A 24,021-nucleotide genomic window follows, 5' to 3' on the forward strand; every position below is an offset into this window, starting at 1 on the left:
GTGGCGTCTCTCACGGTGCGCCTGCGCGGGGACGGGGGCCGTTGACGCTACCCTGAAAAGAGCGTCTTCAGGCCCCAAAGGAGTCCACCACCCGTGTCACCGAGTTCGGAATACAACGCCCGGCACCTCTCCGTTCTGGAAGGGCTGGAAGCCGTCCGCAAACGCCCGGGCATGTACATCGGATCCAACGATTCCCGTGGCCTCATGCACTGTCTGTGGGAGATCATCGACAACGCGGTCGATGAGGCCCTGGCCGGGTACGGCCACGACATCAAGGTCATCCTCCATGCGGACAACTCCGTCGAGGTGCACGACGACGGCCGCGGCATCCCCGTGGACATCGAGCCGAAGACCGGGCTCACCGGCGTCGAGGTCGTGTTCACGAAGCTCCACGCCGGCGGCAAGTTCGGTGGCGGCTCCTACAACGCCTCGGGCGGTCTGCACGGTGTGGGCGCGTCCGTGGTGAACGCGCTGTCGGCCCGGCTGGACGTCCAGGTGGACCGCGGCAGCAAGACCTACCAGATGTCGTTCCGGCGAGGCGAGCCCGGCCGCTTCGAGGACGGCAGCGGCAAGCCCAAGCCGGACGCGAAGTTCGTCCCGTTCCTGGAGAACTCCACGCTCGACGTGGTCGGCAAGGCGAAGCGCGGCGTCACCGGCACCCGGATCCGCTACTGGGCGGACCGGCAGATCTTCACCCCGGACGCGAAGTTCCTGTACGACGAACTCACGGGACGTGCGCGGCAGACCTCCTTCCTGGTGCCTGGCCTCAAGATCACGGTCCGGGATGAGCGCCGTCTCGCCGGGACGCCCGGCGCGGACGGCCCCTATGAAGAGGTCTTCCACCACGACGGCGGCATCTCGGAGTTCGCCGAGTTCCTCGCCGCCGACTCCGCGGTCACCGACATCTGGCGCCTGAACGGCTCCGGCACCTTCAAGGAGACCGTGCCGGTCCTGGACGATCACGGCCACAGCCAGCTGGCCGAGGTGGAGCGCCACTGCGAAGTGGACATCGCCCTGCGCTGGGGGATCGGCTACGACACCACGGTGCGCAGCTTCGTCAACATCATCGCCACCCCCAAGGGCGGCACGCACCTGGCCGGCTTCGAGCAGGCCCTGCTGAAGACCTTCCGCAAGCAGGTCGAAGCCAACGCCCGCAAGCTGAAAGCCGGCAACGACAAGGTCGAGAAGGACGATGTGATGGCCGGCCTCACCGCCGTGCTGACCGTCCGCCTTGCCGAACCGCAATTCGAGGGTCAGACCAAGGAGATCCTCGGCACGCCCGCGGTGCGCGCCATCGTCTCCCGCGTGGTGGAGAAGGAGATCACCTCGCGGCTGACCTCCACCAACCGCAATGACAAGGCCCAGGCGGCCCTCCTGCTGGAGAAGGTCGTCAACGAGATGAAGTCCCGCGTCTCGGCGCGGGTGCACAAGGAGACCCAGCGCCGGAAGAACGCGCTGGAGTCCTCCACGATGCCGAGCAAGCTCGCGGACTGCCGCAGCAGCGATGTGGACCGTTCCGAACTGTTCATCGTGGAGGGTGACTCCGCACTCGGCACGGCGAAACTGGCCCGCTCCTCGGACTTCCAAGCACTGCTGCCCATCCGCGGCAAGATCCTGAACGTCCAGAAGGCGTCGGTGGGCGACATGCTCTCCAACGCCGAGTGCGCCGCCCTGATCCAGGTGGTGGGGGCCGGCTCGGGCCGGAGCTTCGACCTGGACGCCGCGCGCTACGGCAAGGTCGTCCTCATGACCGACGCCGACGTCGACGGCGCCCACATCCGGACCCTCCTGCTCACGCTCTTCTACCGCTACATGAGGCCTCTCGTGGAAGCGGGCCGTGTGTACGCCGCCGTGCCACCGCTGCACCGGGTGGAGGTGGTGAACTCCGGGTCCAAGGCCAACGAGATCATCTACACCTACTCCGAGCAGGAACTGCACACCGTCCTGGATCGTCTCCAGGCCGAGGGCAAGCGGTACAAGGAACCCATCCAGCGGTACAAGGGTCTGGGTGAGATGGACGCCGATCAGCTGGCGGAGACCACCATGGATCCGCGGCATCGCACGCTGCGCCGGGTCAGCATCGAGAGCGCGGAGAGCGCCGAGCGCGTCTTCGAGCTGCTCATGGGCTCGGACGTGGCGCCGCGCAAGGACTTCATCGTGGCCGGCGCGCAGCACCTGGACCGGGAGCGCATCGACGCCTGAGCCGATGCGTTGCTGCCGGCGCCGCTTCCCTTGAGGTTTCTCTTGAGGTCCAAGAGTCCTAGAGGTGGACGACGCCCGGCACGATCAGCAGGGCGGTCGGAGCCAGGAGCAGCAGGACCGAAGACGCCAGCACCACGGCGCGCTGCGCTGCCGGGAGCGTGGGAACGCCGGCGAGCAGCCGCTTCACCCGCGCCACCGTCGTGGCGGACACCGCAGCGTCGTCGCCGGCCAAGGCCGTGTCGGCGTCCAGGGCGGTGCGGCGCGGCTGCTGCCCATCCGCGACGACGGCGACCGCGCGCACCAGGGTTCCGGCGTCGCTGACTTTCAGCGCGGCGTCGTCGGCGAGCATTTCCAGCAGCTCGTTCACCGCGCGCTGTGCGACGCGCGTGGTGGGAAGCCAGGGAAGGGCGGCCCTCCAGGCGGCGAACGCCCAGAGCAGCAGGTGGTGCCGCTGCGTCAGGTGGCTGTCCTCATGGGCGAGGACCGCGGCGAGTTCGCGCTCGTCCAGGGCCTCCATGAGGGAGTCGGAGAGCACGGTGATGGACCGGGCGCCGCCGGGCAGGCAGTAGGCCACCGGCGCCGCATGGGCGATGACCACCGTGCCGGAGTCCCCGTGCGGCTGGCTGAGGATGCCGAGGAGCTCGCGGTGCCGACGTCGCTCGGTGCTGATCCGCACGTAGGTGAGCAGTAAAGTGAAAAGCAGGTGCACGGTCAGCACGCCGGCGGTCGACAGCGCGAAGGCGTGCCAGAAGCCGAGCCCCTCGGTGGACTGGCTGCCCAGCATCACCAGGATCAGGGCGTGCAGCCCCGCGACCAGATTGTCCCCGAGCGGTGAGAGCCCGTAGCAGAGCATGGCGCCGATCATGGAGAGCCCGCCCGCGAGGCCGATGGCCTGCCAGAGCACCAGTGCGGCGAAGGGGGAGCGGGACGGCCAGGAGCTCCGGGCCAGGAGGACCGGTGCCGGCCAGGCGAGGATGATCGCGAGGACCGCCAGGAACCAGGCGGTGATCAGCACCGCATGCCTCAGCTGCTGGAGGGGAGGTCCGAAGAGGGGTCCACACCCAGCAGACGACGGAGCGCATCGGCTTCGGCGGGGCTGACGGAACCGACGAACGTCGCCAGGACGGCTTCGCGGTCCGGGGCTGAACCCAGCACTTCGCGCATCAGCTCGGCGGTGTGTTCGGCGCGCGTGGAGACGGCGCGGTAGCGATGCGGGCGGGTGCCACGTTCGCGGGCCACCAGGCCCTTCTTCTCCAGCCGGGAAAGCACGGTGAGCACCGTGGTCACGGCGAGCTCCTTGCCTCCGCTGGCCGCGTCGGTGCTGGCGAGCTGATCACGCAGGTCGTTGGCCGTGGTGGCCTCCGTCCCGGCCCACAGCAGGTCCATGACGGATCGCTCAAGATCCCCGAGGCTTGCCATTGAAAGCGTCCATCTCCTCTGTAATGCTGATGATGACCCTCGGGGGACGGGTGTCCCCGGTGGGTGCGCAGTTCTCAATCTATCGTGTTTCGGCCCGTTTTTCTACGTTCAGTAGAAGCCTCTGTCTCGCGTGTCACGTGCGGCGGCGTCACGGTCCTTTTTGTTCTACACTCTGTAGAAGAAGGTTTTCTACGAAACGTAGAAGTTGTGCCTCGACGAGGGAATGGGGAATCCATGGACGCCTTGGAAGTCGCACGGTGGCAATTCGGCATCACCACCGTCTATCACTTCATGATGGTGCCGCTCACGATCGGCCTCGGCCTCGTGGTGGCCTTCATGCAGACGCTCTGGTATCGCACGGGAAAGGCCGAGTACCTGCGCATGACCAAGTTCTGGGGGAAGCTCTTCCTCATCAACTTCATCATGGGCGTGGCCACCGGCATCGTGCAGGAGTTCCAGTTCGGCATGGCCTGGAGTGAGTACAGCCGCTTCGTCGGCGACGTGTTCGGCGCCCCGCTCGCCATGGAAGCGCTGCTGGCGTTCTTCGTGGAGTCGACGTTCCTGGGGCTCTGGATCTTCGGCTGGAAGCAGCTGAAGAAGGGCGTCCACCTCGCGTGCCTCTGGATCGCGGTGATCGGCTCCGTCATCTCCGCCTACTTCATCATCGTGGCGAACAGCTGGATGCAGCACCCGGTGGGCGTGACCCTGGAGGACGGGCGCGGACGCATGGTCGACGCCTGGGCCGTGTTCACGAACAACACCGCGGTCGTGGCGTTCAGCCACACCATCATGGGCGCCCTCGCCGTCGCCGGCGGATTCCTCCTGGGCATCGCCTGGTACCACCTGTGGCGGCGCCGGACCGACGGCATCGACACGGTCGACGCCTCGGGCCGCGTGGTGGTGGGCGAGGCACGCTCCGTCCCCGGCCGCGACAAGACCGACCACACCGTATGGCTCCGCTCGCTCCGCATCGGCGCCATCGTGGCCGCCATCTCCTTCGCCGGCACGTCGATCACCGGCGACCTGCAGGGCAAGCTCATGTTCGAACAGCAGCCCATGAAGATGGCCGCGGCGGAAGCCGCCTGCCACGACGGCACCCAGTTCTCGGTGCTCAGCGTCGGTGACCTCGGGTCGAAGGACTGCTCCAACATCGTCGCGGTGATCGAGGTCCCCGGGCTCCTCTCCTTCCTGGCCAAGGGCGACTTCACCACCGAGGTCAAGGGCGTGAACACCCTGGTGCCGGAGTACCAGGAGAAGTACGGCACCCACCTGCCGAACGATCCGAAGCTCGGCGACCGTGCCGGCAAGGAGATCCAGTACGTGCCGGTCATGGAGGTCACCTACTGGGGCTTCCGGATGATGATCGGGTTCGGCGGCTTGGCCGCGCTGGCCGCCGTCGTCGCGCTCTGGCTGACCCGGCGGGGAACCGTGCCCGCGAGCCGCTGGCTCATGCGCCTGGCCGTGTTCGGGATCCTTGCGCCGTTCGGCGCCAACGCCGCCGGCTGGATCTTCACCGAGATGGGACGGCAGCCCTTCGTGGTCGCGCCGAACCCCGATATGAACGGCATCGATCCCGTGTTCATGTACACGGCCGCGGCGGTCTCGCCGGGAGTCTCGGCGGGTGAGATCCTGACCTCCCTCATCGCCCTGACCACGGTCTACGCGGTGCTGATGGTGGTCGAGATCAAACTGCTCACCACGTACATCCGCGGCGGGGTGGCCTCGGCCATGCCGGAGCTCGCCCACCACGACGACGACACCCCGGACGAGGACGGACGCGGAGGCTCCCAGCGGGAGACCGACGTCCTGGCCTTCGCCTACTGAGAGGGGAGACAGCATGGAAACCCTGCCCACCATCTGGTTCATCGCCATCGCCGTCCTCTGGACCGGCTACCTCTTCCTGGAGGGCTTCGACCTCGGCGTCGGGATGCTCATGAAGCTCTTCGCCCGGAACGACAAGGAGCGCCGCGTCCTCCTCAACACGGTCGGCCCGGTGTGGGACGGCAATGAGGTCTGGCTCCTGACGGCCGGCGGCGCCACGTTCGCTGCCTTCCCGAACTGGTACGCCTCCCTCTTCTCCGCGCTCTACCTTCCGCTGCTCCTGGTGCTCCTCGGCCTGATCTTCCGCGCCGTGGCCTTCGAATACCGCGGCAAGATCAACACGGACCGCTGGCGCACCACGTGGGACTGGGCCATCGCCCTGGGCTCCTTCGTGGCGGCGTTCGGCGTCGGTGCGGCACTGGCCCTGAGCACGACGGGACTGCCGCTGAACGCCAACGGTGACCGCGTCGGCGGCCCGTTCGCCTGGCTGACTCCTCCCGCGATCCTCGGCGGCTTCGCCGTCGTGCTGTTCGCGCTGGTCCACGCCCTCGCGTTCCTCATGCTCAAGACCGACGGCGAGATCCGGCACCGCGCGCGCCGCTGGCTGATCCGCTGGCTGCCCCTGGGCCTCCTCCCGATCGCCGGCTGGGTCCTGCTGGTGCAGTTCCAGCACGGCAAGTGGTGGAGCTGGGCGCTCACCGGCCTGGCCGTGATCGCCGCGGTCTGCGCCTGGGTCCTGGCCCGCAAGGCTCAGGAAGGCAAGGCGTTCATCCTGCTCGGCGGCTTCCTGGCGAGCGGAACGGCCGCGATCTTCTCCGCCGTGTACCCCGTGGTCCTGCCGTCCACGCTGGATCCGGCCTTCAACCTGACCATCTCGAACGCCTCCTCCAGCGACTACACGCTGGGTCTCATGACGGTGGTCGCGTGCATCGGCCTGCCGCTCGTCATCGCCTACCAGGCGTGGACGTACTGGGTGTTCCGCCGGCGGATCAGCGCCGAGCTGATCCCGCAGTCCCACACCGTGCTGCCGGCCGTCCTGCAGCGCGCCCTTACCAGGCAGTCCTGACGCATGGCGCGGACCAGGAAGTCACCGTTCCCGCCCGGGCCGAAGGGCCCCGTCTACGTGATGGGGCTGCTCGGGGCCGTCAACGCCCTGGGGCTGGTGCTGCTGGCTCAGGCCCTGGCCGGAGGGATCGCTCTCCTCGCCGCGGGCCGGGCCGCCGACGCCGGGGCGCTCGTCCCGCTGGTCGGCGGAGGAGCGCTGGGGGCCCTGCTCCGGGCCGCCTCCGCCTGGGGGCAGTCGGTCGCCGCGCGGGCCGCCGTCGTCGAGGTGAAGGAGGGTCTGCGGACCCGGCTGCTCGCCGCGCTCCTCGGGGGACGACGTCCTGCCGGCTCCACGGGACGGGGCGCCGACGCTCTCCTGGCGACCCGGCGGCTCGATGAGCTGGACCGCTACTACACCGAGTTCCTGCCCAGCCTGGTCAACTGCGCGACCGTGCCGTTGCTCGTGGGAACGAGGATCCTGCTGTCCGACTGGCTCAGCGCTCTGATCATCGTGCTGACGATCCCGCTGGTGCCGCTGTTCATGATCCTGATCGGGCGGCACAGCCAGGAGAGCCTCCTGAAGGCGTACCGCTCGCTCGATGTCCTGTCCTCCCACCTGGTGGAACTCGCGCGCGGGCTTCCCGTGCTCCTGGGCCTCGGCCGTTCGAAGGAGCAGCGTTCGGCGCTGGAGGCGGTCGGCGAACAGCACCGCCGGGAGTCGATGGCGACGTTGCGGACCGCCTTCCTGTCCGCGCTGGCACTGGAACTCATCGCGACCATCTCCGTCGCCCTCGTGGCCGTGACGATCGGCGTGCGGCTGGTCCACGGGCAGATGCCGCTCGAGGCGGGGCTGATCGCACTGATCCTCGCCCCGGAGTGCTATCAGGCACTGCGGTCGATGGGAGCCGCGTACCACGCGAGTGAGGACGGCAAGCTGGCGCTGGAAGCGGTGGATGAGGTCCTGGAGGCTCCGGAACCGCGCCGTCTTCAGGTGGAGAGCGTCGCTTCCCTGACGGGTCCCGGACTCGGGCTGGAGGGCCTGGCCGTGACGTTCCCCACCCGCGGCATCACCCTGGGACCCGTGACCGTCACACTCCGGCCGGGGACGATCACCGCCCTCACGGGCCCGAGCGGCTGCGGGAAGAGCACGCTCCTCTCGGCCCTGGCCGGAACGCTCGAACCGGGCGCCGAGTCCGTCGGCACGGTGCTGCGCCTCAGGGAAGCGTCTCCGGAGGCATCCCGCCCGGAGGAAGCCGACGGCCTCGCCGTGGCCTACGCCCCTCAGCACCCCGAATTCCTCGAGGAACGGGTGCGGGAGGAACTGGACTTCTGGGCCGGTGAGCGGGCGACGCCGGATCTGCTGGAACGGAGCGCCCGGCTGGCGGCCGCCGACGATCTGCTCGACCTGCGGATAGCCGACCTCAGCCCGGGGGAGCAGCGCCGGGTGGCCCTCGCCCGGGCCTTCCTGCTCGCGGAACTCGGCGCCGAGGTGCTCCTCGTGGACGAGCCCACGGCCCACTTGGATCCTGTCCGGGCCGCGACGGTCCGTGACTCACTTCGCGAGCTCTCCGGGGTGCTTCCCGTGCTCCTGGTCAGCCACGAACCCGTGACGCTCGCGCTGGCGGACGAATCGGTGCCCGTCCGTGGCGGACTCGCCCAGCCCTCGGATGGGCAGGTGGTCATGCGCGCCGCAGCGTCCATTGCGGACATCGACGGCGGAGCTCCGGCATCCGCTGGTTCCCACGCCGACGATGCGGACGGCCGTCCGTCTCCCGTGGTCCCGTTGCCGTCCCGTGCCTCCGCCTCGCTCCTCTCCGGCTCCGGCTGGCGGCTGGTGCGAGCTGCGGCGCTGGGTGTCCTGGCTCAGCTGTTCTCGGTGGCCCTCGCGGCGCTGTCCGGCTGGCTGATCGTCCGGGCGAGTTCCCAGCCGCCCATCCTCTACCTGATGGCCGCTATCGTCGGCGTGCGGTTCTTCGGCATCGGGCGTGCGGTTCTGCGGTACTGCGACCGGCTCGTGATGCACGACGCCGTGTTCCGCGTGACCACGAGCCTGCGGTCCCGGGTGTGGGAAGGGCTCTCCGGGAGGGCCCTGGGCATCCGTCGCGTCATGCAGGGCGGCAACGTCCTGGACACCGTCGTGGCCGATGTCGACGAGTACCGTGACATCCTGCCTCGAGTGCTGGCACCCCGCTGGATCGCCGTGGGCACCGCCGTGCTGGCGGTGGTCGCCACTGCTGTCGTCCTGCCGGCCGCTCTTCCCGTGACGCTCCTCGTCAGCGTAATCGGGCTGTTCGTGGCTCCGGCCGTGGCCGTCCGGGCCGATCGTCGGTCCAGCCGTGCCGTGCTGGAGAGCAAGTCCGCCCTGCTGCACTGGGTCGCGTCCGCACTGCAGTCCTGGAAGGACGTGCGAGGGAACGGCCTCGGCGCGCGGGTGGTCGAGCAGGCGGGACGTCTCTCCGGCGCCATGGTCAGGGCCGCACGTCGCGCGGCGTGGGCCGAAGGGTCCGGGCTGGCGCTCAGCGTGGCGGCGTGCGCCGCGGGGGCGGCCGCCGTCGTCGTGCAGTCGGTGGCGCTCGGGACCGGGCAGGAGCTGGCGGAACGCACCGCGGTCGTCGCGTTCATGCTGCTCGCGCTGCAGGAGCCGTTCCAGGCGCACCTCTCCGCGAGCCGTCTCAAGCCGGCGCTCCGCCGCCTGGAGGAACGCCTCACCGCGGCCACGGCGCCGGAACCTGTCAGGGAGTCGCGGGGAACCCGGGTCGTGGAACCTGCCGCGAAGCCCAGCGGGCTGTCCTTCGAGGACCTGTCCGTCGCGTGGCCGGATTCGGACGCCGTCTTCACCGGGCTCAGCGGTGCTGCCGCGCCGGGCCGGTCCCTGGGGATCTCCGGACCTTCCGGCAGTGGCAAATCCACGCTGCTTGCTGCGCTGCTGGGCTTCATGCCTCCGCTCGAGGGAACGATCACCGTGCACGGCCGCATCGCGTGGTGCCCCCAGGAATCGCACGTGTTCGACTCGACCGTCCGCGGCAATCTGGCTCTGGCGCGTTCCCGGGCCGACTCTGCCGGTGAGGATGCGCTGTGGGCGAGCCTCGAACGGGTGGGTCTCGCCGAGGCGGTCCGGAGCATGCCGGACGGTCTCGACACGCGCATCGGGCCGGGCGGCAGCTTCCTGTCCGGCGGCCAGCGGCAGCGTCTTGCCGTCGCGAGGACGCTCCTGGCCGGGGCAAACGTGCTGCTGCTCGACGAACCGACGGCGCATCTGGACGCGGAAGCGGCGGATGCGCTCCTGGGAGACCTCGTCACGTCGCTGGAGGGGGAGACCTTGGTGGTCGTCTCACACCGGGACGAGGACCTGTCGCGCCTTCCGGGGCGGCTGGACCTCGGGGCCAGGGAACCCGTGGGCGGCTCGACGCGCCACCCCTGACGGTGAGGGCGCCACCAGGCGCTCCCGGGATACGCTGGCACGATGACTGAGGAATTCGGGGGACTCCTGGTCCGGGCACCGCTGCGGAACGACATACCGGCCTGGGCGGAGCTCGTGGCGCGGATCGCCGAGGCGGAGCGGCACACGTGGTTCGAGAAGGTGGAGGACCTGGAGACGTTCTACGAGCTGCACGACGCGGCCTCGGACGCCGTCCTGGCCTTCGACCACGACGGCGTGCCCCGCGCCCACGGCCGGCTCACCGCTGTAGGGGACGGCGCCGTCGTGCGCACCGAAGGCGGCGTGGATCCCGCCTGGCTGCGACGTGGCATCGGGAGGCATGTTCTCCGCTGGCAGCAGGAGCGGGCCGGGCGCCTCGCCGCGGAGCGCGGGCTGCCCGGCGTGGCTCTCCGGGCGCAGCATGAGGACCATGTCCAGGGACCCGCGAGGCTGTTCGACTCCGAAGGCTTCGAGATCGTGCGCTGGTTCAACGAGATGCACCGGGGCCTGGACGGACTGCCTCCGGCCCGCCCGATCACGCCGGGCTACGAGCTCCTGGAATGGACGACGGACCTGGACGAGCAGACCCGCCTCCTGCACAACCTCGCCTTCGCCGGCCACTGGGGGAGCGCACCCCGGACCGAGGAGTCCTGGGCCCGCCGCGTAGGCAACCCCGAGGTCCGGAGGGACTGGAGCTTCGTGGTGCGCGAGACGTCCACCGGGTCGCCCGTGGCGTACCACCTGGGCAGCCACGACCCGGAGATCGAGCGGCTGCACGGCCGGGCGGAGGGTTACACCGAGCTGATCGGCGTGCACCCCGGCCATCGGGGCCGGGGGCTCGCCCGGCATCTGCTCGAGGAGGCACTGCGGCGCTATGCGGCGGACGGCATGTCCACCGCGGCGCTCGACATGGACTCCGGCAACGGCACCGGAGCCCTGGCACTGTATGAGGGCCTCGGCTACCGCGTGGTGAATCGGGCCCCCGTCTGGGAGAAGACGATCCCCGCTACGCCGTGACGTCGTGCAGGTGGTGCACCACGTCGTGGAGGAAGTAGCTGGAAAGCGAAGCCACCGTGAACTCTGAGCCGTTGCTGCGCAGCCCGCGGTGACCGAGCAGCTCGCCGGGCACCTCGTCGAACGCCCGGGCGGTGAGTTCGGTCTCCTCGGCGACCTGGTGCGCGACACGCCGGGGGCTCTCCTGGCGGTATTCCTTCGCCACCGCAGTGGCGTCCTGATCCCAATTCGCGAACTCCACGCCGTCACGGCCGAGCATGAGGTGCAGGCGCTCCCGGAACAGCTCCAGCACGTCCCGCACATGGGCGGCGTACTCGAGAGGTGACCAGGTGGACTCGTCCGGACGGACCGTGACGTCGGGCCGGGCCAGCACGGCCTCCCAGCGGGCCGGATGGGTCCGGATCTCCCGTGCCACGTCCGCGGGCGTGATGTCCGCGGGGTCGAAGCCGCATTCGGGGCAGACCTTCTCGATCACCCAGGTCCAGTCCTTCACATCCGGTTCAATCGCCATGGGTCCAGCATAGTCAGCGGGTCGTGAAAGGGCCGACCCGCCGGCCGGGGCGGAGACCCGCGGTCTCAGCCCAGGCTCGGGCCGATCAGGTCCACGGACTGGCTCAGGGGCACCCCGGAACCGTCGCGACGGCCGTGCTCCTGCGGCAGCGACCGCGCCACGCCCGCGGCGCTGGACGCACGGGCGGGCCCGTGCCCGGCCCATGCCAGGAGCAGCCGGTCCTCGCCCTTCAGGAACCGGTGGGCCCGCACACCACCGGTGGCTCGGCCCTTGACCGGGAATTCCGAGAACTCGGTCACCTTCGCGGCGCCGGGGTTGGTGCCCGGCAGCGCGTCGGACGATCCAGCGATGGTGACCACGACGGCGGAGGGATCGCCCGCGGCGACGACGCCGAAGAAGATCGCCTCGTCGTCGTCGGCCAGTTTGATGCCGGCCATGCCGCCCGCGAGGCGGCCCTGGGGCCGGACGGCGGTGGCGTTCATCCGGAGCAGCTGGCTGGACCGGGAGACGAAGACCAGCTCGGAGTCATCCGGGGCCGGGGCGATCGCGAGCACCCGGTCCTTGTCCTTGAGGGTGATCGCCTCCCAGTCCTCACGGTTGAGCGGGTAGTCCGGCTGCAGGCGCTTGACCACGCCCTGCGCGGTGCCGAGCGCGACGACCTCGTTGAGCGGGACGATGCCGATGACGCTCTCGCCCTTGGGCAGGGGCAGGAACTCCTTGACCGGCACGCTCGTCGCGAGGTTCGGCGCGCCGCCCGGCATGGGCACGACGGGCAGGTCCATGGCCTGGATCCGCAGCATCCGCCCCAGGTCCGTGACCGCCCCCAGCTCGCCGCGGGCGGTGGTGCGAACGGTGGACACGAGCACATCGTGCTTGGCGCGGTTGCCCGGATCCGCGAGCGGTTCGGCTGAATCGGTGCGGGCCACGACGCCGGAGGCGCTGAGGACCACCCAGCAGGGCTCGTCCGCGATCTCCAGCGGCAGCTGCTGGGCCGCGGCCTTCTTGCCCGCAGGCGCGGCGAGAGCCTTGACCGGGACGTCCTCCTTGTCCAGGAGGACCGTACGCCGGGGAGTGCCGTACTGCTCCGCGACCTCGGCCAGCTCGGCGGAGACCACCTCGCGCAGACGGGTGTCCGAGGCGAGGATCTCCTCGAGTTCGGCGATCTGCCGGCGGAGTTCGTCCCGCTCCTTCTCGAGCTCGATGAGCGAGTACTTCGTCAGCTGACGCAGCCGCAGTTCCAGGATGTAGTTGGCCTGGGCCTCGGAGAGGTCGTAGATCGACATGAGACGCTCACGGGCCACGGCGGCCTCGTCGCTCGAGCGGATGATCTGGATGACCTCGTCGATGTCGACGATGGCGATCAGCAGGCCCTCGACGAGGTGGAGGCGGTCCTTCTTCTTGCCGAGCCGGAAGGCGGTGCGACGGCGCACCACGTCGAGGCGGTGCCCCAGGTAGACGTGCAGGAGCTCCATCAGGCCGAGCGTGCGCGGCTGACCGTCCACGAGCGTGACGTTGTTGATGCCGAAGGAGTCCTCCAGCGGCGTGAGACGGTAGAGCTGCTGCAGGACGGCCTGAGGATTGAAGCCGTTCTTGAGTTCGATCACGAGCCGCAGCCCGTTCTGGCGGTCCGTGAGGTCCACCAGGTCGCTGATGCCGGCCAGCTTCTTGGCGTTGACCGCGTCCTTGATCTTCTCGATGACCTTTTCCGGGCCCACCATGTACGGGAGTTCGGTGACCACGAGGCCGGTCCGCCGCGCGGAGAGCTGTTCCACGGTGACCTTGGCGCGGGTCTTGAAACTGCCGCGGCCGGTGGCGTAGGCGTCCCGGATGCCGTCCAGGCCCACGATCCGCCCGCCGCCGGGCAGATCCGGACCCGGGATGAAGCCCATGATGGTCTCCAGGGTGGCGTCCGGGTGTTCGAGGAGGTACCGGGCGCCGGCGATGACCTCACCCAGATTGTGAGGGGCCATGTTGGTGGCCATGCCCACGGCGATGCCGGAGGCGCCGTTGACCAGCAGGTTCGGGAAGGCCGCCGGCAGCACTTCGGGCTGGGTGAGCTGGTTGTCGTAGTTCGGGACGAAATCGACGACGTCCTCGTCCAGATTCCCGGTCAGGGCCATGGCGGACGGCGCCAGACGTGCTTCCGTGTAGCGCGGGGCGGCGGGGCCGTCGTCGAGCGAGCCGAAGTTGCCGTGGCCGTCGATGAGCGGAAGGCGCAGAGAGAAGTCCTGGGCCATGCGGACCATGGCGTCGTAGATGGCGGTGTCGCCGTGCGGATGGAGCTTGCCCATGACCTCGCCGACCACGCGGGCGCTCTTGACATGTCCCTTGTCCGGCCGGAGGCCCATGTCGCTCATCATGTAGAGGATGCGCCGCTGCACGGGCTTCATGCCGTCCCGGGCGTCCGGGAGGGCGCGGGAGTAGATCACCGAATAGGCGTACTCGAGGAAGGACGTCTCCATCTCCGTGGTGACGTCGATCTCGACGATGTTCTCAGTGAACGGTTCTAGGGGCTGGGCTCCCCGGCTAGTGGTGCGTCGCGCCATGGATTTACGAAAGACCTCGTGGTGTGCTGCGGCGCGCCCCGGTGGCGCGACGACTACTCTAAAGCTTATGGCGCGCGCGGCTGAACTTGCTGGATATCCGGACTACTGGGAGGCCGATGTCGTGCTGCGGGACGGAGGCACCGGTCACATCCGGCCCATCGCCCCGTCCGACGCCGAGGCGGTGCAGGCCTTCCACCAGGCCCAGTCACAGTCCTCCATCTATCTGCGCTTCTTCAGCTACAAGGCCAAACTCAGCCGCACGGAGCTCAAACGCTTCACCGAGGTGGACCACCGGGACCGCGTCGCCCTCGTGATCACGATCGCCGGGGAGATCGTCGGCATCGCCCGGTACGACCGGCTGGACGGGACCCGCGAAGCAGAGGTGGCCTTCAACATCTCGGACCGGCACCAGGGCCGGGGGCTCGGTTCGATCCTCCTGGAACACCTGGCTGCGGCCGCCCTGGAGAACGGCATCCGGCGGTTCACGGCGGAGGTCCTGCCGGAGAACCGGAAGATGCTCAGCGTGTTCGCCGATGCCGGGTACGAGGTGCAGCGGCAGCTCGAGGACGGGGTGATCCTGGTCGGTTTCGACATCGACCCCACCGTGAAATCCCGCGCCGTCATGGAGTCCCGCGAGCACCGTGCGGAGGCCCGCAGCGTGCAGGAACTCCTGGCGCCGGCTTCGGTCGCGGTCATCGGCGCGAGCCGCCACTGGGGCAAGATCGGCCACGAGATCATGCACCATCTGCTCGAGGGCGGGTTCACCGGGACGGTCTACGCGGTCAATCCCTCCGCGCTGGAGGTGGGCGGCGGGCTGAGCTACGGCACCATCACCGAGGTCCCGGGTCCCGTGGATCTGGCCGTCATCGCGGTGCCCTACGACGAGCTGCCCGGCGTCGTGGCCGAATGCGGCGCCGCCGGGGTGCGGGGCGTGCTGATCATCACCGCCGGCTTCGCGGACGACGGCGAGCGGGGCCTCGCGCGCCAGAACGAGATCGTGCGCCAGGCCCGGGCCGCGGGCATGCGCGTGATCGGTCCGGCGTCCCTGGGGCTCATCAACAGCGATCCCGCCGTGGCCCTGAACGTCTCGATGGCGCCGGGCATGCCGGCGCCGGGTGGGCTCGGGCTGTTCAGCCAGTCCGCCGCCGTCGGGATCTCGCTTTATGCCACGGCTCAGCGGCGCGCGGTCGGCATCTCCAGCTTCGTCTCCGCGGGGAACCGCGCCGACGTGTCAGGGAACGACGTCATGCAGTACTGGGAGGACGACCCTCGCACCCGCGCCGTGGGGCTTTTCCTGGAGTCGTTCGGCAATCCCCGCAAGTTCTCGCGGATCGCGCGCCGCCTGGCCCGGAGCAAACCGGTGATCGTGGCGAAACCGGAGACCATCGGCCTCCGGCTGCCGCCCGGCCATGCGGTCCGCACCACGCAGGCGCCTGCCCGGGCGCTGGACGCCATGCTGCGGCAGGCCGGGGTCATCCGGGTGGGCACGATGGAGGAGCTGCTGGATGTCGCGCAGCTGGTCGAGGCTCAGCCCTTGCCCCGCGGCGGCCGCGTGGGGATCCTCTCCAACTCGCTGAACCTGGCCAGGATCGTGGCCGACACCGCGGAAGGCCATGGTCTGGTGGTCGGGGCCGTGCAGGGCGCCCTCTCGCTCGACGGCGGGCAGTCCGTGGCGCTGGCCCGGCTGCGGCGCGAGATCGGCGCCCTCCAGGAGGACGTGGGGGTGGACAGCATCGTGGTGACGCTTCTGCCTTCGCTCGGCCTGGAGCATGACGCGCTCGTGGACGGGCTCGCGGCCCTGGCCCGCGAGAGTGACAAGCCGCTCGTGGCGGTCTTCCCCGGGAATTTCGATCCGGCCCAGCGGGAGAGCGGGGTGCTTGGAGGCGCGCCCGACGGGCAGCGTGGCCTGCCCGCGTTCGAAAGCCCCGGGGCTGCGCTGGCCGCCGTGGCCGCCGTCGCGGGCTATGTGAGCTGGCGGGACCGGGAGCTCTCCGCCGAGTCCGCCCCGGACATGACGGGCGACCTCGCGTCCCGGGAACCGCGGGAACAGGCCGCCGCTCTGCTCGCGGAGTGGCTGCGGCCGGTGCGGGGCCCGCAGCTCGTGGCCCTCGACCAGGACCGTCTGGAGTCGCTGCTGGGCTGCTACGGGATCCAGGTCCTCCCGTCACGGCCGTTCAGCACGGTGGCGGAGGCGCAGGAGGCGGCGGACGAGCTCGGGTGGCCGGTGGCGCTGAAGACCCTCAGCCCTGCCTTGCGGCATCGCCTCGACCTCGGAGGGGTGCGCCTCAACATCCAGGACCGTGAGTCGCTCGCGCGCAATGTCGAGCAGATGAAGGACGTGCTGGCCGTCTACGGAGCCACGGATCTCGAAGTCCAGTCCATGGCCGGGGTGGGCCAGGCCTGCACGCTCCGCGCGATCGAGGACCCGTTGCTCGGACCCGTGGTGGCGTACGGGCTGGCCGGCGACGCGGTCAAGCTGCTGGACGACTGGGCCTACCGGGTCCCGCCGCTCAGCGAGGAGGAGGCGCGCGAATTCGTGCACGCCCCCAAGGCGGCGGTGAAACTGACCGGCTACGAGGGTCTGCCGCCGATGGACACGTCGGCACTGGCCGACCTCCTCTTCACGGTCGCCGAGCTGAAGGACAACCATCCGGAGATCGCCCTGCTGGAGTTCACCCCGGTGCTCGTCGGCCAGCACGGTCTGACGGTGCTCTCGGTCACCGTGCACATCGCCAATGCGGCGCAGCGCACCGACAGCGCGCGGAGGGCTCTGCGCAATCAGTGAGCGACGCCGGGTGGCGGTCCGCCGCCGTCGTGCGGGAGATGCATTCGCGTGGACCCGTCGGCTCATGGGAAAATGGATCCCATGAGCCAGCCCAGCAGCGCCTCGAAAGCACATCCCATGAGTGATCTCCGGGCCGCCGTGGACCGGGCGGGTTTCTATCCGCGACTGGTCATGGACGTCATCCAGGACGCATTGGACGGCCAGGTCCCGCTCCAGCAGCTCGTCCACCTCGAGACCCATTTCGACCGCGCCGAAGTGCGCCGTCACGTCACCGCGCTCGTCCTCACCCACGACGTCCTCGTGGTGGTCCATGTGGACGATCACCAGCTCGATGACAAGGGGGAGCAGGTCATGGCGCAGGTCTCCACCGAGACCGTGCCGCTCCACCAGATCCGCAGTGTGGTGCTCGGCTTCGTGTACGCCCAGCCGCAGGAGTACAGCGGCAAGGAACAGCCGCGCGAGCTGACCCTGTCCATCGCCTGGTCCGGTGGACGGCGCCTCGATCTGATGCCCGCCACGTGCGGCGATCCGCAGTGCGAGGCCGACCATGGCCTCAACGGCACGAGCAGCGCTGAGGACATCGTGCTGCGCGTGAGCGCCGAGGCGGACGGACCCAAGTCCCTCAAGCAGGCCCGCCAGTTCGCGCATTCGCTGCGTTCCGCGAGCACCGGCCAGCGGGTGGGCGACCTTCCGGAGACCCCGACCGCCCCCGCTCTGCGCGGCGAGGCGGCCCCGCACGCGCCCGTCCGGAAGCCGGCCCGCGGCCTCGCGGCGCTCTCCGGCCGCCTCGGCTCGCGCAGCAGCCACCGCCAGTGACGGACGCGACGACGACGGCGCCGCCCCAGGTCCCGGCGTACGGCCGCCGCAGCATCGCCGACCTTCTCAGCAGCGCGGCTTCCGCGGCGGGCGCCACCACGCTGCCCAACACGCTGAAGATCCCGGCGTCGAACCGCGTCTGCCTCGTCCTGGTCGACGGGATGGGCGCCCAGGTGCTCAAGCGGTACGCGGCCCATGTGCCCTTCATGAGGTCCCTGATCCAGGCCGGAGGCGACTCCGGTCTCCCCGTGCGCCTCGACGCGGCCTTCCCCACCACGACGGCCAGCTCCCTCGCCAGCCTCGGCACGGGAGCACCTCCCGGGCAGCACGGCATGGTCGGCTACGACGTGCTGGACCCGGACCAGGGCAAGGTCGTCAACCAGCTCGGCAACTGGGACGCCGGGGTGGATCCCGCCCGCTGGCAGCCGTTGCCGACCGTGTTCGAGCGGGCCTCCGCCCACGTCCCCGTGCACACCGTCAGCATTCCGCGCTTCGCGTCCTCGTCCATGACCCATGCCGCGCTGCGCGGGACCGAGTTCCACGGTTCCGGGACGCTGGCGGGCCGGATCGGCGCGGCCGTGGACATCCTGCAGAAGCCGGGCCTGGTGTACTTCTATCTCAATGATGTGGACAAAGCCGGCCACAAGTACGGCGTGGACTCCGCGGAGTTCCTGGCCGCGCTCGAGGAGGTGGACTTCACCCTCCGGCAGCTGTCGACGCGGCTTCCGCAGGACACCCGCGTGCTGGTGTCTGCGGACCATGGCATGGTGGATGTCCCGAAGAGTGGCCGCATCGACTTCTCGGCCGTCCCGGAGCTCATCGACGGGGTCCGGCACACCGCCGGAGAACCACGGATGCTGCATCTGCACCTGGAGGAGGGCGGGGATCCCGCCTCTCTGCGGCGGGCGTGGGAATCACGCTTCGGTGACCGGATCTGGGTGCTGGAGAAGGACCAGGCGGTCCGTGACGGATATTTCGGGCCGGTCCGTGAGGAAGTGCGGCCGAGGATCGGTGATGTGCTGATCCTGGCTCGAGAAGAAGTCGCGTTCTTCGATCTCCGCAGGGTCAGGCCCGAGGCCATGGAGATGATCGGTCAGCACGGCTCGCTGACCAGGGCCGAACGGGAGGTGCCCCTGCTCAGTTTCCTGGCGAACGGGCCCAAGGCCGGGAGCCGCAGCGGGACGGGCCGCCGCCGGTCCTGACAGGCCCGGTTCGGACGAGCCGTCGCGGCCGGTGGTGGCCGGCCGCGTCACGGTCTGTCGTCAGTTGTCGCCCTTGGTCCCGAAGACGATCTCGTCCCAGCTGGGCACGCTGCGCCTCTTGGCAGGCTTCTCCGGGGTCTTGCTGTCCGAGTCGGCATCGTCCTTCGCGGAACGCGCGCCCTTGGGGGACTCGTCGTCCCGGCGGGCGTCCTCCTCACGCTGACGCCGTTCGGCCTCGGCACGTGCGAAGTCCTCGGGATCCTTGTGGAAGCTTGCGCCCCGCAGGACGGAACGCTGCCGCAGAGGGGCGCGTTCGCCGGCCTCTGCCTCCTCCTCCGTGGCGTTGGCGAAGATCTCGTCGGCGAGGCTCGGGCCGCCCTTACGGCCGCCGCGTTCCGCCGGGGGCACGACACGGATCTCGCGGGTGTGCGTGCTCACGCCGTCCGACAGGGAGATGCCGTCGTCCTCGTGCTCCTCCTCCTCGGGAAGGGCCAGGCGGAGACGAGGGGCCTCCGCGGCCGGGGTGTCGTCCTCCTCCTCATCCACCTCGGAAGGGCGGGGATGTGCGGCGGGAATTCCTTGGGAGAGCAGGAGCGCGAGGGTGTCGTCGCTGTCCTCGTCGACGCCGAGGCGCTGACCGCGCCGGGAGTTCAGGAGGTCGACCAGGCTTTCGGAGTCGCTCAGGAGGTCGTCGGACGCGGGCTGCTCGACGGCGTCGGCCTCCACGTCGAACGGGTGATCCCGGACGGCGGAGAGACGGCGGCTGCCCCACGGGCTGTCCACGTGGAGCGGAAGGGGTTCGAGTTCGCTGAGGTGCTGCGCCCAGCGATTGGCGTTCTGCAGCGTCTTCGTCAGCGGCGAGTAGGTCCAGCGGGCCGGAGGCTCCTCGCCGAGCTGACTGCCGAGCGACTCAGGGATGTCGAAGTCCGCCGTGACCTCCCAGAGGCCGTGGGCCACCTTCTTGGAATCCCAGCTCAGGCCGTCGACCGGGACGCCGAGCTGCTTGAGGCGGTGTTCGACCATCTCGCCCAGGAACGCGCGGTCCTGACCGAAAGCGCTGCGGTAGCCCTCGCCGTCGTCCAGGTGTCCCGGAACCTCGACGCCGCGAGCCTGATCTGCCACGTGCGCGCGTTCGGCCAGCACGGGGCCCTCGTAGCGTTCCACGCTGGCCAGGGGCAGACCGGATTCCTCGGCGACCTCGGCCGCGGTGGCGCCGGCCCGGATGCGGGCCTGGATGTCGCGGGGACTGAGGCTGGGGGTGGAACCGCTCCGTGCGCTGGGCCGGGCGGCCGCGCGGGAGATGGCGCGGCGCAGCGCCTCATCGAGAGGAAGCTCGTAGCGTTCTCCGCTGGAGTCGCTGAGCAAGAGGCGATCACCGTCGTCGTGAACTCCGAGAAGCCGCAGCTCCTGCATGCTGATACCTCCATGTGTGCGTTGCCGTCAATCGAAACTCTGCCATCTCCGGGGCGGCATCGGGGTCAGCTTCGAGGGCGTGCCGCGAAATTTCCCCCGTATTGACTGGCTTTAAGGCCGGATCTCCGCCAGAATCGGGCGCGTGCTCCGGCTCGGGCACAAAATCGGCTCTCTCGACGTTGACGCTGTAGTTCCTGGCCACTCGAGGGTGGCTTCCCGATTTCTCATAAGGGGGAAACAACACCACATGGCCACCGATTACGATGCGCCCCGCAAGACCGAGGAAGACCGGGCGAACGAGTCCCTGGAAGCCTTGAAGACCACGCACCGTGCGGACGGCACCTCTGCCGTGGTGGACGAGGATGAGGCGGACCTCGCCGATTCCTTCGAATTGCCCGGGGCGGATCTGTCCCACGAAGAGCTCCAGGTGACCGTCCTTCCGGAGCAGTCGGACGAGTTCACCTGCGCCTCCTGTTTCCTGGTGCGGCATCGCTCCCAGATCGCCCGGGAAAAGGGCGGACTGGCGTACTGCGTCGACTGCGAAGGCTGAGACGCGGCGCGTCCGGCACGACGGCGCCCGGCCAGCGGGCGCCGGAATGCTCACCAACGGCGAAGGGCCGGTGCATCTGCCCCGGCCCTTCGCCGTCAAGGGGCTGTGCGGCGGACCGCACAGGAGTCCTGCCGGACTCAGGAAGACAGTGCGGCCACGAGCTGCTGGGGGCGCCGCGTGGAGACGAGCCAGTACGGGGTCTCGTCCTCGGGATCGGTGATCTCGACTCGGACCACCGGGTCCACCCAGCCGCGGATGCAGAGGAAGGCCAGGCCGTTGAGCCGCGGACCGCGCTCCTGGAAGGCCTCGTCGTGACTGAACGCCTGCACCTCGCCGAGGAAGGCGCGGTCGATGACGGCCTTGCCGGCGCGGAACTCCGTGGCGGTGACCTCGATGCGGGGGGTGTTCGCGTACAGCGCACCGCCCACGAGAAGGAAGATCACGATGGCTGCCGCGATGCCGTACCCGATCCCGATCGGCGCGAGCACCAGGATCCCGGCGAGGGACAGGACCGCCACGATGATCCAGGCGCCAGGCCCGGGCCAGAGCCGCTCGCTGAAGAGCGCAGGGGTGGTGGAGGCGTCCGAGGGCATGGCCGGACCGGTGTTCGTGGAGGGCATGACACTAGCTTGGCACCTTTCCCTGGGCATTTCATCTCGGTCCGACCGCTCACGAGGGGCCGGCCGTGCCCGCTTCATGCCTCTCTCCGCGTCCGGGGGCGGGGCCGGCGGGTTCAGCGGGAGGCCGGGCGGCCGTACTAGGCTTGAGCGCGTGACTGAACCGCAACCGCACACCCTTGATGTTGAACTCCGCATGCTCGACGACGGGCTGGAGCCGCCGTCGTACGCCCAGCCGGGCGATGCGGGCGCCGATCTGCGGGCCCGGGTCGACGTGCACCTGGAACCGGGGGAGCGGCGCCTGGTTCCGACGGGTGTCTCCATCGCCCTGCCGTTCGGCTACGTCGCCCTGATCCATCCCCGTTCCGGTCTGGCCACCAAGCAGGGCCTGAGCATCGTCAATGCTCCCGGGACGGTGGACGCGGGCTACCGCGGGGAGATCGCCGTCACCCTGATCAACACGGACCGCGAGCAGGCGATCGATCTGCGCCGCGGCGATAGAATCGCACAGATGGTGATTCAGCGCGTGGAGCACGCCCGTTTCGTCGCCGTGAGTGAGTTGCCGGACTCGGTCCGCGGCGCTGGCGGCTTCGGATCCACCGGCGGCTTCGCCGGCTCGCACGCCTGAACGCACCCCATAACCACGGCACCACGGCGCCCTTGACACGAAGCCACTGAGGAGAATCCCGCATGCTATTCGGCAGGTCCCGCAAGTCCCAGCGTGAATCCGACGAAGTCCTCACCCCCAGTGAGTCCGTGATCGAGGAGCAGGACACCGAAGGCCGCTCGACCAGCGGTCCCTTCGACGTCCACGAGATCGAGGACCGCGAGGAATACCTCGACCTCGGCGCGATCCTGGTCTCGCCCCGGCCCGGCCTTGAGCTCCGCCTCGAAGTCGAGGAGTCCAGCCAGCGGGTCATCGCGGTGTCCCTCGACATCGGTGACTCGTCCGTGCAGGTCCAGGCGTTCGCCGCGCCCCGCTCCGAAGGCCTGTGGCCCGAGATCCGCGAGCAGATCGCGGAGTCCGTGCGCAGCCAGGGCGGTCAGATCGACGAGCTGGAAGGCACCCTCGGCGCCGAGCTGATCGCCAGCGTCCCCGCCGAGGCCCCGGATGGCACGGCCGGTTACCGCGTGGCCCGGTTCGTGGGCGTCGACGGCCCGCGCTGGTTCCTGCGCGGTGTCTTCAGCGGTCCCGCGGCCATCCAGCGGGAGGCCGCGACCGAACTGGAGGAGCTCTTCCGGGCCCTCGTGGTGGTGCGTGGCGACAGCCCCATGCCGCCGCGCGAACTGCTGCCGCTGACCATGCCGAAGGCCACTGCGGAAGCCCCGCAGGCCGAGGACGGCAGGCCGTCCCTCCAGGCTCCCGAACGAGGGCCTGAGATCACCGAGATCGGCTGAGTCCCATGGCGGAACCGAACATCCCCGGCCACGGACCGGTCGCCCGGCTCCGTGGCGAATGGGTGGGCCGGATCTCCTCGGTCACTCTCGAGCCCAAAGGCAGCAAGCCGCGTTTCACCGCGCGGCTGGGGGAGGTGAGCGGACCGGATCTGCCGGTTCCCGCCGGGGACCGCTCGGTGGCGGACATCCGCCTGCTGTGGCTGGGACGCCGTTCCGTCGGCGGCATCGAACCCGGTTCCACCCTTCGGGTCAGGGGCATGCTCACGTCCCGGAGCGGCCTGGCCACGATCATCAACCCCGGCTACGAGATCATCTCGGCCGGCGAACACTGAGGCATGCGCCCTGACGGTCCTGACCGCACCGGTCCGGAGGCGCGCGGCGTCTGGAAAGGCCAGCAACCCATGACCACTGAGGACCGGAACACCGTGGAGCCCGGCGCAGCCCTGCCTGCCACCCCGGCGGGCGGCGCCGTCAACCCGGAGGCTGCCGGGAACCCGGAGGCCGGGAACCCGGAGGCCGGGAACCCCGGCCCCGACAAGCAGGACCTGGCCCGGAGCGTCGCCGCCGCGGCCGGCGTCCACCACCACGAGGACGGCCGGGTGGATCTGCTCCGCACGGCCGGCGGCTGGCAGGGGATCTGCGAGAGCATCCTGCCGGGCCTCGTCTTCCTGGTCCTGTACACCGTCACGGAGTCCCTGGGCTGGGGCTTGGGTGTCGCCCTGGGTGTGAGCGCGGTCTTCGCGGTTCTCCGCCTGATCCAGAAGCAGAAGCTGACCATGGCGCTGGCCGGCGTGGTGGGTGTCGCGATCTCCGCCTGGGTCGCCCAGAGCACCGGCAAGGCCTCCGACTTCTACGTGCCGGGGTTCTTCACGAACGGCGGTTACCTCCTGGCGCTCCTCATCTCCATCATCGTGAAGTGGCCGCTGGCCGGGCTCCTGTTCGGCTTCCTGCGGAACGAGGGTGTCCACTGGCGCCAGGACCCGGCGCGACTCAAGCGTTACACCCTCGCGACTTGGGTCATCATCGCGATCTTCGGCCTGCGCCTGGCGGTCCAGCTTCCGCTGTACTTCATGGGCGACGCCGGCCTCACCGCCCTGGGCACGACGCGGCTGATCATGGGAACCCCGCTCTACGTGCTGGGCCTCTGGCTCGCCTGGCTGCTCAGCAGGCCCGCGGCTCCCGTCGAGGAGCGCGCCCAGGAGTCCTGACGATTCCCTGACCTGACGGTACGACGACGGCGGGGCGCGGCGATCATCCGCCGCGCC

Annotated in this window: 19 protein-coding genes; 13 read left to right on the forward strand and 6 right to left on the reverse strand. The window is 69.8% G+C overall.

What is annotated here, in order from left to right; translation table 11 throughout:
• Positions 1 to 93 precede the first annotated feature (93 nt).
• Positions 94 to 2,202 carry a DNA gyrase/topoisomerase IV subunit B gene (locus tag BLV63_RS09905; protein WP_066212232.1) on the forward strand — a complete coding sequence of 703 codons (2,109 nt, stop codon included), beginning with the start codon at positions 94 to 96 and terminating at the stop codon, positions 2,200 to 2,202.
• Between the two features lie 58 nt (positions 2,203 to 2,260).
• Here the strand turns inward: BLV63_RS09905 and BLV63_RS09910 are convergent, their stop codons facing one another.
• Both BLV63_RS09910 and BLV63_RS09915 read right to left on the reverse strand, forming a co-directional pair.
• A complete protein-coding gene (locus tag BLV63_RS09910; RefSeq protein WP_066212237.1) occupies positions 2,261 to 3,217 on the reverse strand; it encodes a M56 family metallopeptidase in 957 nt (318 codons plus the stop codon).
• An 8-nt stretch (positions 3,218 to 3,225) separates the two neighbouring features.
• Complete coding sequence (locus BLV63_RS09915; RefSeq protein WP_066212239.1) at positions 3,226 to 3,621, reverse strand: BlaI/MecI/CopY family transcriptional regulator; 396 nt, start codon at positions 3,619 to 3,621, stop codon at positions 3,226 to 3,228.
• 234 nt (positions 3,622 to 3,855) lie between these two features.
• Here BLV63_RS09915 and BLV63_RS09920 point away from each other — a divergent pair, with 234 nt between their 5' ends.
• Genes BLV63_RS09920 through BLV63_RS09935 form a run of 4 tightly spaced genes read left to right on the forward strand, consistent with a single transcriptional unit; the run spans position 3,856 to position 10,921 of the window.
• The gene (locus BLV63_RS09920; RefSeq protein ID WP_066212244.1) at positions 3,856 to 5,445 is read left to right on the forward strand and encodes a cytochrome ubiquinol oxidase subunit I; all 1,590 of its coding nucleotides are present in this window, start codon (positions 3,856 to 3,858) and stop codon (positions 5,443 to 5,445) included.
• Between the two features lie 13 nt (positions 5,446 to 5,458).
• Positions 5,459 to 6,508: a cytochrome d ubiquinol oxidase subunit II gene (cydB, locus tag BLV63_RS09925; RefSeq protein WP_066212246.1), complete on the forward strand. Its 1,050-nt coding sequence runs from the start codon at positions 5,459 to 5,461 to the stop codon at positions 6,506 to 6,508.
• Positions 6,509 to 6,511: 3 nt separating this feature from the next.
• The gene (gene cydD / locus BLV63_RS09930) at positions 6,512 to 9,907 is read left to right on the forward strand and encodes a thiol reductant ABC exporter subunit CydD (RefSeq protein WP_066212248.1); all 3,396 of its coding nucleotides are present in this window, start codon (positions 6,512 to 6,514) and stop codon (positions 9,905 to 9,907) included.
• A 42-nt stretch (positions 9,908 to 9,949) separates the two neighbouring features.
• Positions 9,950 to 10,921 carry a GNAT family N-acetyltransferase gene (locus BLV63_RS09935; protein ID WP_066212249.1) on the forward strand — a complete coding sequence of 324 codons (972 nt, stop codon included), beginning with the start codon at positions 9,950 to 9,952 and terminating at the stop codon, positions 10,919 to 10,921.
• On the opposite strand, the gene BLV63_RS09940 is transcribed toward BLV63_RS09935, so the two are convergent.
• Both BLV63_RS09940 and BLV63_RS09945 read right to left on the reverse strand, forming a co-directional pair.
• Positions 10,911 to 11,429 carry a methyltransferase type 12 gene (locus BLV63_RS09940; protein WP_066212250.1) on the reverse strand — a complete coding sequence of 173 codons (519 nt, stop codon included), beginning with the start codon at positions 11,427 to 11,429 and terminating at the stop codon, positions 10,911 to 10,913. The two genes, BLV63_RS09935 and BLV63_RS09940, sit on opposite strands and share 11 nt — an antisense overlap.
• Positions 11,430 to 11,494: 65 nt before the next feature.
• Positions 11,495 to 13,975, reverse strand: a complete 2,481-nt coding sequence (locus BLV63_RS09945; RefSeq protein ID WP_066212253.1) for a DNA gyrase/topoisomerase IV subunit A — start codon at positions 13,973 to 13,975, stop codon at positions 11,495 to 11,497.
• 67 nt (positions 13,976 to 14,042) lie between these two features.
• Between BLV63_RS09945 and BLV63_RS09950 the strand changes: the two genes are divergently transcribed.
• The 3 genes from BLV63_RS09950 to BLV63_RS09960 all read left to right on the forward strand — a co-directional run bounded on the left by BLV63_RS09950 (position 14,043) and on the right by BLV63_RS09960 (position 18,778).
• Positions 14,043 to 16,760: a bifunctional acetate--CoA ligase family protein/GNAT family N-acetyltransferase gene (locus tag BLV63_RS09950; protein WP_066212256.1), complete on the forward strand. Its 2,718-nt coding sequence runs from the start codon at positions 14,043 to 14,045 to the stop codon at positions 16,758 to 16,760.
• Between the two features lie 81 nt (positions 16,761 to 16,841).
• Positions 16,842 to 17,576, forward strand: a complete 735-nt coding sequence (locus BLV63_RS09955) for a DUF5998 family protein (RefSeq protein WP_074784227.1) — start codon at positions 16,842 to 16,844, stop codon at positions 17,574 to 17,576.
• Positions 17,573 to 18,778 carry an alkaline phosphatase family protein gene (locus BLV63_RS09960; RefSeq protein WP_066212260.1) on the forward strand — a complete coding sequence of 402 codons (1,206 nt, stop codon included), beginning with the start codon at positions 17,573 to 17,575 and terminating at the stop codon, positions 18,776 to 18,778. Before BLV63_RS09955 ends, BLV63_RS09960 begins: the two co-directional genes overlap by 4 nt.
• A gap of 60 nt (positions 18,779 to 18,838) precedes the next feature.
• Here BLV63_RS09960 and sepH read toward each other — a convergent pair whose 3' ends face one another.
• Positions 18,839 to 20,191, reverse strand: coding sequence for a septation protein SepH (gene sepH, locus BLV63_RS09965; protein ID WP_066212262.1), 1,353 nt, complete (start codon positions 20,189 to 20,191; stop codon positions 18,839 to 18,841).
• A 247-nt stretch (positions 20,192 to 20,438) separates the two neighbouring features.
• Between sepH and BLV63_RS09970 the strand changes: the two genes are divergently transcribed.
• On the forward strand, positions 20,439 to 20,741 hold the full coding sequence (locus BLV63_RS09970) for a DUF4193 domain-containing protein (RefSeq protein ID WP_066212266.1): 303 nt from the start codon (positions 20,439 to 20,441) through the stop codon (positions 20,739 to 20,741).
• A gap of 137 nt (positions 20,742 to 20,878) precedes the next feature.
• Here the strand turns inward: BLV63_RS09970 and BLV63_RS09975 are convergent, their stop codons facing one another.
• The gene (locus BLV63_RS09975) at positions 20,879 to 21,361 is read right to left on the reverse strand and encodes a DUF3093 domain-containing protein (protein ID WP_066212268.1); all 483 of its coding nucleotides are present in this window, start codon (positions 21,359 to 21,361) and stop codon (positions 20,879 to 20,881) included.
• Positions 21,362 to 21,512: 151 nt separating this feature from the next.
• Between BLV63_RS09975 and dut the strand changes: the two genes are divergently transcribed.
• The 4 genes from dut (at position 21,513) to BLV63_RS09995 (ending at position 23,964) form a co-directional block, all read left to right on the forward strand.
• The gene (gene dut / locus BLV63_RS09980) at positions 21,513 to 21,986 is read left to right on the forward strand and encodes a dUTP diphosphatase (protein WP_066212271.1); all 474 of its coding nucleotides are present in this window, start codon (positions 21,513 to 21,515) and stop codon (positions 21,984 to 21,986) included.
• Positions 21,987 to 22,048: 62 nt separating this feature from the next.
• Positions 22,049 to 22,756 (forward strand): DUF3710 domain-containing protein, encoded by a 708-nt coding sequence (locus BLV63_RS09985; RefSeq protein ID WP_066212272.1) that lies wholly within the window; start codon positions 22,049 to 22,051, stop codon positions 22,754 to 22,756.
• A 5-nt stretch (positions 22,757 to 22,761) separates the two neighbouring features.
• Positions 22,762 to 23,088 (forward strand): single stranded DNA-binding domain-containing protein, encoded by a 327-nt coding sequence (locus BLV63_RS09990; RefSeq protein WP_066212274.1) that lies wholly within the window; start codon positions 22,762 to 22,764, stop codon positions 23,086 to 23,088.
• A gap of 69 nt (positions 23,089 to 23,157) precedes the next feature.
• The gene (locus tag BLV63_RS09995; protein WP_066212279.1) at positions 23,158 to 23,964 is read left to right on the forward strand and encodes a DUF3159 domain-containing protein; all 807 of its coding nucleotides are present in this window, start codon (positions 23,158 to 23,160) and stop codon (positions 23,962 to 23,964) included.
• Positions 23,965 to 24,021 lie beyond the last annotated feature (57 nt).

Origin of the sequence: Arthrobacter woluwensis (assembly GCF_900105345.1) — a bacterium.
Taxonomy (GTDB): Bacteria; Actinomycetota; Actinomycetes; order Actinomycetales; family Micrococcaceae; genus Arthrobacter_E; species Arthrobacter_E woluwensis.

Bases quoted from the DNA above. Each gene is read 5' to 3' on its own strand.
- BLV63_RS09995 (WP_066212279.1), top strand. From the start codon at position 23,158: ATGACCACTGAGGACCGGAACACCGTGGAGCCCGGCGCAGCCCTGCCT.
- BLV63_RS09915 (WP_066212239.1), bottom strand. From the start codon at position 3,621: ATGGCAAGCCTCGGGGATCTTGAGCGATCCGTCATGGACCTGCTGTGG.
- BLV63_RS09950 (WP_066212256.1), top strand. From the start codon at position 14,043: ATGGCGCGCGCGGCTGAACTTGCTGGATATCCGGACTACTGGGAGGCC.
- BLV63_RS09920 (WP_066212244.1), top strand. From the start codon at position 3,856: ATGGACGCCTTGGAAGTCGCACGGTGGCAATTCGGCATCACCACCGTC.
- BLV63_RS09970 (WP_066212266.1), top strand. From the start codon at position 20,439: ATGGCCACCGATTACGATGCGCCCCGCAAGACCGAGGAAGACCGGGCG.
- BLV63_RS09940 (WP_066212250.1), bottom strand. From the start codon at position 11,429: ATGGCGATTGAACCGGATGTGAAGGACTGGACCTGGGTGATCGAGAAG.
- cydD (WP_066212248.1), top strand. From the start codon at position 6,512: ATGGCGCGGACCAGGAAGTCACCGTTCCCGCCCGGGCCGAAGGGCCCC.
- BLV63_RS09985 (WP_066212272.1), top strand. From the start codon at position 22,049: ATGCTATTCGGCAGGTCCCGCAAGTCCCAGCGTGAATCCGACGAAGTC.
- BLV63_RS09975 (WP_066212268.1), bottom strand. From the start codon at position 21,361: ATGCCCTCCACGAACACCGGTCCGGCCATGCCCTCGGACGCCTCCACC.
- cydB (WP_066212246.1), top strand. From the start codon at position 5,459: ATGGAAACCCTGCCCACCATCTGGTTCATCGCCATCGCCGTCCTCTGG.
- BLV63_RS09990 (WP_066212274.1), top strand. From the start codon at position 22,762: ATGGCGGAACCGAACATCCCCGGCCACGGACCGGTCGCCCGGCTCCGT.
- sepH (WP_066212262.1), bottom strand. From the start codon at position 20,191: ATGCAGGAGCTGCGGCTTCTCGGAGTTCACGACGACGGTGATCGCCTC.
- BLV63_RS09945 (WP_066212253.1), bottom strand. From the start codon at position 13,975: ATGGCGCGACGCACCACTAGCCGGGGAGCCCAGCCCCTAGAACCGTTC.
- BLV63_RS09955 (WP_074784227.1), top strand. From the start codon at position 16,842: ATGAGCCAGCCCAGCAGCGCCTCGAAAGCACATCCCATGAGTGATCTC.
- BLV63_RS09935 (WP_066212249.1), top strand. From the start codon at position 9,950: ATGACTGAGGAATTCGGGGGACTCCTGGTCCGGGCACCGCTGCGGAAC.